Genomic DNA, 11,382 nt, shown 5'->3' with positions numbered 1-11,382 from the left:
TCGGCTGCGTCGCGGCGAGAGATTTCTCCGGGGCCGTGTCGATCCGCGGGCCGCTCGTTCGACGTGTGGGTGCGAGTGCGAGGGCCGAGAGGCGGCCCCGCCGGACGAGGAGACCACGATGCCGAAGTACATGCTGATCATGCGGGGCACCGATGAGTCGAACGCGGCCCTGATGGCCGGGTTCGAAGAGTTGGCGGCCACGACTTACCACTACATCGAGGAACTGGTCAAGGCCGGCGTGTTCGTCGCGGCCGAAGGGCTGGACGATGCGCGCCAGGGCGTCGTGGTCGACTTCAGCGGCGAGGCTCCGGTGGTCACGGACGGGCCGTACGGAGAGACCAAGGAACTGTTCGGGGGCTACTTCCTGCTCGATGTCGCCTCGAAGCAGGAGGCGGTCGAGTGGGCCAAGCGGGTCCCGTCGGTCACCGGGTCCAAGATCGAGGTCCGGCGGGTGGCCGGGGACGACGAGATGCCGCTGGACAACGTGGGGTCCGTCGAGGAACGGGCCGGGAGCGAGAGCACCGGCCGGATCTGATGGGTACGGCCGACGTCGAGGCCGTCTGGCGGATCGAGTCGGCGCGGATCGTCGCCGCGCTGACCCGGTTCACCGGCGATTTCGGGCTGGCCGAGGATGCCGCCCAGGAGGCGGTGGCCGAGGCGCTGGTGTCGTGGCCGCTCACCTCTCCGGCCAATCCCGCCGGCTGGCTGATGGCCACGGCCCGCCGGCGGGCGATCGACGCGATCCGCCGCCGGACCGCCCTCCAGGGCCGATACGCCCTGCTGGCGGCCGACCCGGTGGTCGACGAAGAAATCGACCCCGACAAGATCGACGACGACGTCCTGGCGCTGATGTTCGTCAGCTGCCACCCGGTGCTCTCCCCGGAGGCCCGGGTGGCGCTGACCCTGCGCGTGGTCGGCGGCCTGTCCACCGAACAGATCGCCCGCGCGTTCCTGGTACCCGTGCCGACCGTGCAGGCCCGCATCACGCGGGCGAAGAAGACGATCGCGGCGGCCGGGGTGCCGTTCGAGCTGCCGCCAGCCGGTGAGCGCCGGGAGCGGCTGGGCGGCGTGCTCAGCGTCGTCTACGTGATCTTCACCGAGGGATCGACGGCCACGTCGGGCGACCGGCTGCTGCGCCCCGACGTCGCGTACGAGGCGATCCGGCTGGCCCGCACGCTGGCCGCGCTGCAGCCGGACGAGCCGGAGGTGCACGGCCTGCTCGCGCTGTGCGAGCTGACGGCCGCGCGCTTCCCGGCCCGGACCGGCCCGGACGGTTCGCCGGTCCTGCTCGAGGACCAGGACCGGCGGCGGTGGGACTTCTCGGCGATCCGCCGTGGGCTGGCCGCGCTGGCCAAGGCATCGACTCGCGGCCTCGGCCCCTACGGCCTGCAGGCCGCGATCGCGGCCGCCCACGCGTCGGCGCCCTCGGTCGAGGCGACCGACTGGGACCGGATCGTGGTGCTCTACGAGGCGCTCGGCCGGGTCGCGCCCTCGCCGGTGGTCGAGCTCAACCGGGCCGTCGCCGTGGCCATGGCCTCGGGTCCGGCGCAAGCCCTGGCCATCGTGGACGAGCTGATCGCCTTGGACCGGCTCCCCGGTTCGCATTTGGTTCCGACCGTACGCGGGGAGCTGCTGGCCCGCCTCGGTCGGCGACCGGAGGCGCGCACCGAACTGGAGCTGGCGGCCCGGCTGTGCGCCAACCAGCGCGAACGCTCAGTGCTGCTGCGCAAGGCGGCCGCGCTGGGCTGACTTTCTCCAGCTCGGCCGGCCGGGATTCGAGTGCAGCCCGGATGCCTCGATCGCGTCGGCCCCGACGGCCCGGCGCAGCGGCGGCTCCGCCATGCCGGCGATCGCGACGATCGCGTCGGCCGAATCCCCGAACGCGGGCGGCGGGAGCGCGGCGAACCCGGTGAGAAAACTCGCCCACGGTCGGCGCGTAGACCTCGTCGGGCGCTACGCCGCGCCGATGGCACTGACAGCGGGGTCAGCCCGGCAGCGGCGCCCGGGCGCGCAGCAGCGCCGCGACGCGCTCGCACCACTCGCGGTTCTCCTGCTCGAACCGGCGGCCGCGCAGACACGTCAGGTACGGCCCGATCCGGTCGCCCTCACGCAGGAACGTCTCCTCGTCCAGCTCGCCACGCATCCGCTGTAGCATCCGATCGAAGATTTCCACCTTCGCCGCGGCCGTGACCGCGCGCTCCTCGAGCTGGACGATGACCGGGGCCGGGTCCAGCCGGTCGACGGCCTGGACCATGACGAGCAGGTCCTCCCGGATGGACGACGGCTTCGACGGCGTCGCAGCGAACGCGGCCAGCTCCGCGAGGCCGGCGTCGGTGACCGTGAACAGTCGCTTGTTGGGCCGGTCCCGCTGGATGACCTGTCGGCCGGCGATCAGCCCCTCGCGCTCCAGCTTGGCCAGCTCGGCGTAGAGCTGCTGGGGCACCGCGTACCAGAAGTTCGACAGCGACACATCGAAGGTCTTGGCCAGCTGGTACCCGCTGTACTCGCCGTCAAGCAGTGCCGCCAGTACCGCGTGGCGCAACGCCATCGGCCACACCTCCCACTTCCCTCGCTGCATAGTCAGTGATATGACTACTCCTATTGTTGACTATAGGGAGGCCGCCGTGACGACCGTCGAGCGGTTCCGTTCCGCCGTCGAGGCCCGGGACCTGGGCGCGTTCGACGGGCTGTTCAGCCCGGACGTCCGCTTCTTCAGCCCGGTGAAGTTCACGCCGTTCGAGGGAGCGCAGGCCGTCCACGGGCTCCTCGGCGTGCTCCTGCGCACGTTCGAGGATTTCCGGTACGTCGGGCAGCTGACCGGCGAGGCCGAAATCGGCAAGGCGGGCCGACCGGTCGAGTCGCACATCCTCATCTTCCGCGCGACCGTGCGCGGCAAGCAGATCCACGGCATCGACCTGCTCCAGCTCGGCGACGACGGTCTGATCGAGGAGTTCACGGTCATGGTCCGCCCACTGTCCGCCGTCAACGCGCTGAGCGAGGCGGTCGTCGCCGGTCTCGCCGCCGACGGCATCGCCCCGTGACACGGAAGGCCGCGCGATGAAACTCGGGTACACCACCGGCTACTGGTCCTCCGGCCCACCCGCCGGCGTCACGGAGGCCATAGCGGAGGCCGACCGCCTCGGCTTCGACTCCGTCTGGGCCGCCGAGGCGTACGGGTCGGACTGCCTGACACCGCTCGCCTGGTGGGGCGCCAGCACCTCCCGCGTGCGGCTGGGCACCAACATCATGCAGATGTCGGCCCGCACGCCGACCGCCGCCGCGATGGCGGCGCTCACCCTCGACCACCTGTCCGGCGGCCGGTTCATCCTCGGGCTCGGCGCCTCGGGCCCGCAGGTCGTGGAGGGATGGTACGGCCAGCCCTACCCCCGGCCACTGGCCCGCACCCGGGAGTACATCGAGATCATCCGCGCCGTCCTCGCCCGCACCGGCCCGGTTCAGTACGACGGCGAGTTCTACCAGCTGCCGCATCGCGGCGGCACCGGCCTGGGCAAGCCGCTGAAGTCCACCGTCCACCCGCTGCGGACCGACATCCCCGTCTTCCTCGCCGCCGAAGGGCCGAAGAACGTGGCGCTGGCCGCCGAGATCGCCGACGGCTGGCTGCCGTTGTTCTTCTCCCCCAAGGCGGACGGCTTCTACCGCGCCGCGCTGGCCGAGGGCTTCGCCCGACCGGGCGCCCGCCGCGGCCCGGCCGAGTTCGAGATCGCCGCGACAGTGCCGATCGTCGTCGACGACGACGTGGAGCGGGCGGCCGACCGGATCCGGCCGTTCGTCGCGCTGTACGTCGGCGGCATGGGTGCCAAGTCGGCAAACTTCCACCGTGACGTCATCGCCCGCCTCGGGTACGAGCGGGAGTGCGACATCATCACCGAGGCGTACCTGGCGGGCAACAAGCAGGCGGCCATCGCCGCCGTGCCCACCGCGCTGGTGGAGGACATCGCGCTGATCGGTCCGGCCGCAAAGATCAAGGACGAGCTGCAGCGGTGGCGCGAGACCGTGATCACCACTCTGCTGGTTTCCGGCGGCCCACGGCAGCTGCGCCAATTCGCCGAGCTGGTCGACTGACGACACGCGTCGACCTTGGGAAGGCACCTCCCTGCGCGGGACCCCCTCGCCGACGTGCGTCAGGATAGCGAAGGACTGCTCGCCAGCCGCAGGTACTGGGCGCCGCGCCGATGGGCAAACGTCGACGAGTTCTCGTCGGCCTTGGATCGCATGCCTACCGCCGCCACGGAGGTGAACACCGCGAACATGTCGTCGGGACCGAGGTCGGTCCCGGGCGTGCCGGCCAGGTGCTCCGCCACCACGGAGTCCAACGACAGCAGGGCCTCCGCGCCGAGCAGCCCGTACTCGTGGTCAGACCCGGGCCGGGCGCCGACCCTTGAGCGGAAGTAGACCGCCCAGGTGACCAGCACGCAGAGCGCGAACCACTGTGGACGACGATCGCCAAGACTGTGCGGCCCACCCAGGTCCAGCTGCGTGGTGACCTCTTCGGGGCCGCCGAAGAGGCCACCACGCAAGACCCGCTGACCCGCCGGAGCCCGCTCAGGCTGCCATGGCCGCCGCCGGCACCACGTCGGGCGTGCCCAGCCGGACGGCGTCGGCCCCCGCGTCGTCGGGCTGCTCGTGCGCGGCCCGCTCGGCCCGGACGCGCGCGACGTAGTGCGCCACCTCCCGGTCGACCCGCTCGTCGTCCCAGCCAAGGACCGGCGCCATCAGTGTCGCCGCGGGCCGAGCGGCCAGCAGGCCGCGGTCGAAGGTCTCGATCGAGATGTGGGTGCGCCGGGTGAGCACGTCCTCCAGGTGCAGTGCCCCCTCGGCGGACGCCGCGTAGACGACCTCCACCCGTAGGTAGTCCTCCGCGCCGTCGAGCGGCTCACCGAGCGTGGGATCCTCCCGCAGCAGCGCCAGAACCTCGTCGACGGCGGCGCCGTAGCGCCGCAGCAGGTGCTCCACGCGCTCGGTGTGCAGGCCGAACTGCTGCGCCAGCCGGCGCCGCTGGTTCCACCGGGCGACGTAACCCTCGGCACCGAGCAGCGGCACCCGGTCGGTGCAGGAGGCGGGTACCGCAGCGCCGAAGCCGCGCACCGCCTCGTCGACCGCGTCGCGCGCCATCACCCGGTACGTCGTGTACTTGCCGCCGGCCACCACCACGAGCCCGGGCGCCGGGCTGACCACGGTGTGCTCCCGCGACAGCTTGGCGGGCGCCTCGGACTCCCCGGACAGCAGCGGGCGCAGGCCGGCGTACACGCCCTCGACGTCGTCGCGGGTCAGCGGGGTGGCCAGCACCGCGTTGACGTGCTCCAACAGGTAGTCAATGTCCCGGCTGGTCGCCGCCGGATGCGCCTTGTCCAGGTCCCAGTCGGTGTCGGTGGTGCCGATCAGCCAGTGCCGGCCCCACGGGATCACGAACAGGACGCTGGACTCGGTACGCAGGATCAGGCCTGTGCTGGACCGGATCCGGTCGCGCGGGACCACCAGGTGGATGCCCTTGGAGGCGCGCACCTGGAACTGGCCCCGCTCGCCGACGAGGGCCTGGGTGTCGTCGGTCCACACCCCGGTGGCGTTGATGACCTGCCGGGCGCGCACCTCGAACACCCGGTCGGTTTCCAGGTCGTGCACCCGCGCGCCGGTGACCCGGGCGCCCTCGCGCAGCAGACCCACGACGCGAGCCCGCGACAGCGGGTGCGCCCCGTGCGCGGCGGCGGTGCGGACGAGGCAGGTCACCAGTCGGGCGTCGTCGACCTGCGCGTCGTGGTATTGCAGGGCGCCGACCAGCGCCTCCGGCCGCAGCGACGGGCAGGCGCGCAGCGCCCCGCGGCGGCTCAGGTGCCGGTGGGCCGGCACGCCGCGCGCATGGGTGCCGGAGAGGCTCATCGCGTCGTAGAGCAGCACGCCGGCGCCGGCATACAGGCGTTCCCAGCCCCGGTGGCGCAGCGGGTAGAGGAACGGCACCGGGCGGACCAGGTGCGGCGCGAGCCGCTGCAGGAGCAGACCCCGCTCGCGCAGGGCCTCGCGGACCAGCCCGAAGTCCAGCATCTCGAGGTAGCGCAGGCCACCGTGGATGAGCTTGCTGGACCGGCTCGACGTGCCGCTGGCCCAGTCGCGGGCCTCGATGAGCCCGACCGACAGGCCGCGGGTGACGGCGTCGAGAGCGCAGCCGGCGCCGGTGACGCCGCCGCCGATCACCAGGACGTCCAGTTCCTGACCGCTGCTGAGGGCGGCCAGGGACCGCTCACGGGCGGCCGGTGACAGTGTCGCGGAGTGCATCCGTCTTCTCTCTCCTGGGAGGGGTGGGGGCGGCCGGCGACGGGCGCCGGCCGCCCGGATCCTTGAGGGGTGGGGCCGGCGGTCAGTCGACGTCGACCCAGTCGAGGGTGCGCTGGACCGCCTTCTTCCACCGCGCGTAGCCGGTCTCGCGCTGCTCCGGCGACCAGGTGGGCTGCCAGCGGTGGCTCTCGTTCCAGTTCTCGCGCAGCTCGTCGGTGTTCTTCCAGAACCCGACGGCCAGGCCGGCGGCGTACGCCGCGCCGAGCGCGGTGGTCTCGGCGACCACCGGCCGGCTGACCGGCACGCCGAGGATGTCCGCCTGCATCTGCATGCACAGGTCGTTGACGGTGACGCCGCCGTCGACCTTGAGGACCTCGAGGTGCACCCCGGAGTCCTGCTCCATGGCCTCGGCAACGTCACGGCTCTGGTAGCAGATGGACTCGAGGGTGGCGCGGGCGATGTGGGCGTCGGTGTTGAACCGGGAGAGGCCGACGATCGCGCCGCGGGCGTCGGAGCGCCAGTACGGGGCGAACAGGCCGGAGAACGCCGGCACGAAGTACACCCCGCCGTTGTCCGCCACCTGGCGGGCCAGGATCTCGCTCTGCCCGGCGCTACTGATGATCTTGAGCTGGTCGCGCAGCCACTGCACGGCCGAGCCGGTGACCGCGATCGAGCCTTCGAGCGCGTACACCGGGGCGTCGTCACCGAACTGGTAGCACACCGTGGTGAGCAGCCCCGCCTCCGACCGTACGATCTCCGTGCCGGTGTTGAGGAGCATGAAATTTCCCGTGCCGTAGGTGTTCTTCGCCTCGCCCGGGGCGAAGCAGACCTGCCCGACCGTGGCGGCCTGCTGGTCGCCCAGGTCGCCGGTGAGCGGGACCGGGCCGTTGAACGGGCCGTTCACGGTGCTGCCGTACGAGCGCGGGTCGGACGACGGCCGGATCTGCGGCAGCATGGCCCTAGGGATGTTGAAGAACGACAGCAGCTCGTCGTCCCAGTCCAGCGTCTCCAGGTTCATCAGCATCGTGCGGCTGGCGTTGGTGGGGTCGGTGACGTGCACCCCGCCGTCCGTGCCGCCGGTGAGGTTCCAGAGCAACCACGTGTCGGTGTTGCCGAAGAGTGCCTCGCCGCGCTCGGCGGCCTCGCGGACCCCGTCGACGTTCTCGAGGATCCACTGGATCTTCCCGCCCGAGAAGTACGTCGCCGGGGGAAGGCCGGCCTTGCGCCGGATGACGTCGCCCTTGCCGTCACGTTCCAGGGCCGAGGCGATCCGGTCGGTACGGGTGTCCTGCCAGACGATGGCGTTGTAGTAGGGCCGGCCGGTCCGGCGGTTCCACACGACCGTGGTCTCGCGCTGGTTGGTGATGCCGAGCGCGGCCAGGTCGGAGGCGGTCAGGCCGCGCTCGTTCATCGCGGTCTGGATGACCGTCTGGGTCCGCTCCCAGATCTCGAGGGGGTTGTGCTCCACCCAGCCGGCCTGCGGCAGGATCTGCTGGTGCTCGAGCTGGTGGCGGCCGACCTCGTTGCCGCCGTGGTCGAAGATCATGAACCGGGTGCTGGTGGTGCCCTGGTCTACCGCGCCGACGAAGTCAGCCATTCGGGGGTCTCCTTCTGGTTTCTTGTGGGGATGCGGGTCGGCGATGTCAGACGCGGGCGAGTTCGCCCTCGGCCGGGGCGTTCTCGGTGGCCAGGGCGCCCGGCTCCAGCTCGTCCTCGCTGGGCAGGAAGCGGCCGATGATCACCTCGTAGAGGCCGGCGCCGATGACGCCACCGACGAGCGGCCCGACGATGGGCACCCAGAAGTACGGATATCCGCTGGTGTCCTGGAAGGCCGTTTCGTAACCGGTCAGGAACGAGGCGAGGCGGGGGCCGAAGTCGCGGGCGGGGTTGATGGCGTAGCCGGCGTTGACGGCGAAGGCCATGCCGATCGCCACCACGATCAGGCCGACGATCAGCGGGGCGAGGTTGCCGGCGGGCAGCGAGTTACGCGCGTCGGTGACCGCCAGGACGAGGAACAGCAGGATGGCCGTGCCGATGATCTGGTCGCGCAGCGCGCCCCACTCGGTCACACCGGCGCCCGGCAGGGTGGAGAAGACGCCCTGGCTCTTGCTGGTCAGGCCCGGGTCGAACCGGGACAGCACCTCGCTGTAGTTCCAGCGGATGATCAGGGCCGCGACGAAGGCGCCGGCGGTCTGGGCCAGCGCGTACGGCATCACCTTGCGCCAGGAGAAGCCCTTGAAGACCGCCAGGGCGAGGGTGACCGCCGGGTTGAGGTGGGCGCCGCTGATCCGGCCCGCCACGTACACGCCGAGCGTGACGCCGAGGCCCCAGGCCCAGGCGATGCTGTCGAACTCTCCGGTCCCCGCCGCGGCCACCTGGGCGACCACGCCCACGCCGAACAGGATGAGGATCGCGGTGCCGGCGAACTCGGCGGCCAACTCGCCGACGAGGCCGGGGACTTTCAACCGTTGCGCCATGGGTGCCTCCAGAGGTGGTGGGGGGGTGACGGCCCTCTTCGTTGGGGGGAAGCGGAGGGCCGGTCGGTGACGCTGCGGCGTCGGGCGTCACCGTGCCGTGAACCGTAGGAAACACTCGAGGCCGGGTCAACGAACCCCAGTCGACAATGTCGAACACTGTTGCGGCCGCCGGAATGCCGTTAGCATTCCCGCCCATGCCGGGTCAGGTGCAGTCCATCGCGCGGGCCGCGGCGATCCTCCGCCTGCTCGCCGCCAGCTCCGGCCGGCTCGGCATCGGGGAGATCGCCCGGTCCCTCGACCTGCCCAAAGGCACCGCGCACGGCATCGTCCGCACCCTGCAGGACGTCGGCTTCGTGGAGCAGGACAAGACCTCCGGCAAGTACCAGCTCGGGGCGGCGCTGCTGCACCTGGGCACCAGCTACCTCGACGTCAACGAACTGCGCTCACGCTCGATCAACTGGGCCGACCCGCTGGCCGCGCGCAGCGGCGAGGCCGTCCGCATCGGCACCCTGCTGGACGGCAAGGTGCTGGTGGTCCACCACGTCTTCCGACCCGACGACACCCTCCAGACCCTCGACGTCGGGTCCCTGCTGCCCCCGCACGCCACCGCGCTCGGCAAGGTCCTGCTCGCCTACGACGTCGGCGCCGCCAACACCGTCATGCAGGGCGAACCTGAGCCGTACACCCGGCGCACCGTGGTCACCGCCCGGACCCTCAACCAGGCCCTGACCAAGATCCGGGACAACGGCTGGGGCGCCGAAATCGAGGAGATGACCCTCGGCGAAGCCAGTATCGCCGCACCCATCCGCGGCTACGGCGGCCTCGTCGTGGGCGCGATCGGGCTCTCCGGCCCGGTCGACCGCGTCTGCGACGGGCAGGGCCAACCCCGCCCGACGCTCGTCGCGTACGTCCGCGACGCCGCCCGCGCGGTGTCCCGGGATCTCGGCGCCGCACGCTGGTGATCCGTCCACCTGCTCCCCGCCAGGCCAGAGAGGACGAAAAATGACTGACAGCTACGTCGTCTCCATCGACCAGGGCACCACCTCGACCCGCTGCATCGTGTTCGACCGCCGGGGCAACCTCGTCTCGGTGGCGCAGCGGGAGCACCAACAGCACTTCCCCCGGCCCGGCTGGGTGGAACACGACGCGCTGGAGATCTGGCGCAACGTCGGCAAGGTGGTGCCGAGGGCCCTCGCCGAGGCCGGCATCGTCGCCGGCCAGGTCGCCGCGATCGGCATCGCCAACCAGCGGGAGAGCACGGTGGTGTGGGACCGGCGCACCGGCGCCCCGGTGGCGCCGGCGATCATCTGGCAGGACACCCGCACCGACGCGCTCGTGGAGACGCTGGCCCAGGCGCCCGGCGCCGAGGACGTCCGGCAGCGCTGCGGGCTGCCCCTGACCACGTACTTCTCCGGCCCGAAGCTGCGCTGGCTGCTCGACCACACGCCCGGGCTGTACGAGCGCGCCGACCGCGGCGAGGTGCTCTTCGGGACGATGGAGAGCTGGTTGATCTGGAACCTCACCGGCGGCCCCGACGGCGGTCTGCACCTGACCGACGTGACCAACGCCAGCCGGACCATGCTGATGGACCTGCGCACGCTCACTTGGCACCCGGACCTGCTGGCCTTCTTCGACATCCCGGCCGCCATGCTGCCCGAGATCCGCTCCTCGTCCGAGGTGTACGGCACCGCGACCGCCGTCCTGCCCGGCGTGCGGATCGCGGCGGCGCTCGGCGACCAGCAGGCCGCCCTGTTCGGCCAGACCTGTTTCGCGCCGGGCGACGCCAAGTGCACCTACGGCACGGGCAGCTTCCTGCTGCTCAACACCGGAACGGAACCGGTGCACTCCAGCCACGGGCTGCTCACCACCGTCGGCTACCAGATCAGCGGCCAGCCGGCGGTCTACGCCCTCGAAGGCTCCATCGCGATCACCGGCTCCCTGGTGCAGTGGTTCCGCGATCGGCTGGAGCTGATCAGCACCGCGCCGGAGATCGAGACCCTCGCACGCACCGTGGACGACAACGGAGGCTGCTACATCGTGCCGGCCTTCTCCGGGCTGTTCGCGCCGCACTGGCGCAGCGAGGCGCGCGGGCTCATCGTCGGGCTCACGTCGTACATCACCAAGGGACACCTGGCCCGCGCCGTGCTGGAGGCCACCGGCTGGCAGACCCGCGAGGTGGTCGACGCGATGAACGCCGACTCCGGCCTGGCGCTGACGGCGCTGCGGGTGGACGGCGGGATGACCGCCAACAACCTGCTGATGCAGTTCGTCGCCGACGTGCTCGCGGTGCCGGTGGTGCGCCCGATGGTCGCCGAGACGGTCTCCCTCGGCGCCGCGTACGCCGCCGGGCTGGCGGTCGGCTACTGGCCCGACCTGGAGGGACTGCGCAGCAACTGGCACCTCGCCTCCCGGTGGGTGCCCCAGATGGACAACGCCGTCCGGGCCGAGGAGCGGGACAACTGGCAGCGCGCGGTCGAGCGCACCTTCGACTGGATCAAGCCTGGGGCCCGAACCGGCAACGGATGACCCATCACGGCGCAGATCTCCACCTGGGCCTCGATCGCCGCGCTTCCGACCTCGGTGCTCACCAGTACGTGTTGAGCTCCCTGGAACGAGG

At 71.6% G+C, this 11,382-nt stretch carries 11 protein-coding genes; 6 read left to right on the top strand and 5 right to left on the bottom strand.

From position 1 onward, the window contains the following. The first annotated feature begins 118 nt into the window (after positions 1 to 118). Together ACTWM8_RS09570 and ACTWM8_RS09565 are read left to right on the top strand one after the other, a co-directional pair. Positions 119 to 535: a YciI family protein gene (locus tag ACTWM8_RS09570; RefSeq protein WP_446213480.1), complete on the top strand. Its 417-nt coding sequence runs from the start codon at positions 119 to 121 to the stop codon at positions 533 to 535. Then, complete coding sequence (locus ACTWM8_RS09565) at positions 535 to 1,749, top strand: RNA polymerase sigma factor (protein ID WP_446213479.1); 1,215 nt, start codon at positions 535 to 537, stop codon at positions 1,747 to 1,749. The genes ACTWM8_RS09570 and ACTWM8_RS09565 overlap by 1 nt, the downstream gene beginning before the upstream one ends. Before the next feature lie 235 nt (positions 1,750 to 1,984). Here the strand turns inward: ACTWM8_RS09565 and ACTWM8_RS09560 are convergent, their stop codons facing one another. Next, positions 1,985 to 2,548 (bottom strand): PadR family transcriptional regulator, encoded by a 564-nt coding sequence (locus ACTWM8_RS09560; RefSeq protein ID WP_446213478.1) that lies wholly within the window; start codon positions 2,546 to 2,548, stop codon positions 1,985 to 1,987. Between the two features lie 76 nt (positions 2,549 to 2,624). On the opposite strand from ACTWM8_RS09560, the gene ACTWM8_RS09555 reads away from it, so the two are divergent. Together ACTWM8_RS09555 and ACTWM8_RS09550 are read left to right on the top strand one after the other, a co-directional pair. Beyond that, positions 2,625 to 3,041 carry a nuclear transport factor 2 family protein gene (locus ACTWM8_RS09555; RefSeq protein ID WP_446213477.1) on the top strand — a complete coding sequence of 139 codons (417 nt, stop codon included), beginning with the start codon at positions 2,625 to 2,627 and terminating at the stop codon, positions 3,039 to 3,041. Between the two features lie 16 nt (positions 3,042 to 3,057). Further along, complete coding sequence (locus tag ACTWM8_RS09550) at positions 3,058 to 4,083, top strand: LLM class F420-dependent oxidoreductase (RefSeq protein ID WP_446213476.1); 1,026 nt, start codon at positions 3,058 to 3,060, stop codon at positions 4,081 to 4,083. Positions 4,084 to 4,142: 59 nt separating this feature from the next. Here ACTWM8_RS09550 and ACTWM8_RS09545 read toward each other — a convergent pair whose 3' ends face one another. The 4 genes from ACTWM8_RS09545 to ACTWM8_RS09530 form a co-directional block, all read right to left on the bottom strand. Continuing rightward, a complete protein-coding gene (locus tag ACTWM8_RS09545) occupies positions 4,143 to 4,538 on the bottom strand; it encodes a hypothetical protein (protein ID WP_446213475.1) in 396 nt (131 codons plus the stop codon). Between the two features lie 25 nt (positions 4,539 to 4,563). Next, entirely contained in the window at positions 4,564 to 6,288 is a 1,725-nt protein-coding gene (locus ACTWM8_RS09540; protein WP_446213474.1) for an FAD-dependent oxidoreductase, read from the bottom strand. Between the two features lie 82 nt (positions 6,289 to 6,370). Continuing rightward, positions 6,371 to 7,885 (bottom strand): glycerol kinase GlpK, encoded by a 1,515-nt coding sequence (gene glpK / locus ACTWM8_RS09535; RefSeq protein ID WP_446213473.1) that lies wholly within the window; start codon positions 7,883 to 7,885, stop codon positions 6,371 to 6,373. A gap of 46 nt (positions 7,886 to 7,931) precedes the next feature. Further along, positions 7,932 to 8,765 carry an MIP/aquaporin family protein gene (locus tag ACTWM8_RS09530; protein ID WP_446213472.1) on the bottom strand — a complete coding sequence of 278 codons (834 nt, stop codon included), beginning with the start codon at positions 8,763 to 8,765 and terminating at the stop codon, positions 7,932 to 7,934. A 194-nt stretch (positions 8,766 to 8,959) separates the two neighbouring features. Between ACTWM8_RS09530 and ACTWM8_RS09525 the strand changes: the two genes are divergently transcribed. Both ACTWM8_RS09525 and glpK (ACTWM8_RS09520) read left to right on the top strand, forming a co-directional pair. Further along, complete coding sequence (locus tag ACTWM8_RS09525; RefSeq protein WP_446213471.1) at positions 8,960 to 9,727, top strand: IclR family transcriptional regulator; 768 nt, start codon at positions 8,960 to 8,962, stop codon at positions 9,725 to 9,727. A gap of 40 nt (positions 9,728 to 9,767) precedes the next feature. Next, positions 9,768 to 11,291 carry a glycerol kinase GlpK gene (glpK, locus tag ACTWM8_RS09520; RefSeq protein WP_446213470.1) on the top strand — a complete coding sequence of 508 codons (1,524 nt, stop codon included), beginning with the start codon at positions 9,768 to 9,770 and terminating at the stop codon, positions 11,289 to 11,291. Positions 11,292 to 11,382: the final 91 nt, after the last annotated feature.

Source organism: Micromonospora sp. IBSANI012 (assembly GCF_052814045.1).
Note: the sequence above shows the minus strand (reverse complement) of the source record. Positions and strands in the feature narration are given on the sequence as shown.

What these genes read in the sequence shown, in the direction of transcription:
- ACTWM8_RS09570 (WP_446213480.1), top strand. Translation starts at nt 119, where the DNA reads ATGCCGAAGTACATGCTGATCATGCGGGGCACCGATGAGTCGAACGCG.
- ACTWM8_RS09565 (WP_446213479.1), top strand. Translation starts at nt 535, where the DNA reads ATGGGTACGGCCGACGTCGAGGCCGTCTGGCGGATCGAGTCGGCGCGG.
- ACTWM8_RS09560 (WP_446213478.1), bottom strand. Translation starts at nt 2,548, where the DNA reads ATGGCGTTGCGCCACGCGGTACTGGCGGCACTGCTTGACGGCGAGTAC.
- ACTWM8_RS09550 (WP_446213476.1), top strand. Translation starts at nt 3,058, where the DNA reads ATGAAACTCGGGTACACCACCGGCTACTGGTCCTCCGGCCCACCCGCC.
- ACTWM8_RS09540 (WP_446213474.1), bottom strand. Translation starts at nt 6,288, where the DNA reads ATGCACTCCGCGACACTGTCACCGGCCGCCCGTGAGCGGTCCCTGGCC.
- glpK (WP_446213473.1), bottom strand. Translation starts at nt 7,885, where the DNA reads ATGGCTGACTTCGTCGGCGCGGTAGACCAGGGCACCACCAGCACCCGG.
- ACTWM8_RS09530 (WP_446213472.1), bottom strand. Translation starts at nt 8,765, where the DNA reads ATGGCGCAACGGTTGAAAGTCCCCGGCCTCGTCGGCGAGTTGGCCGCC.
- ACTWM8_RS09525 (WP_446213471.1), top strand. Translation starts at nt 8,960, where the DNA reads ATGCCGGGTCAGGTGCAGTCCATCGCGCGGGCCGCGGCGATCCTCCGC.
- glpK (WP_446213470.1), top strand. Translation starts at nt 9,768, where the DNA reads ATGACTGACAGCTACGTCGTCTCCATCGACCAGGGCACCACCTCGACC.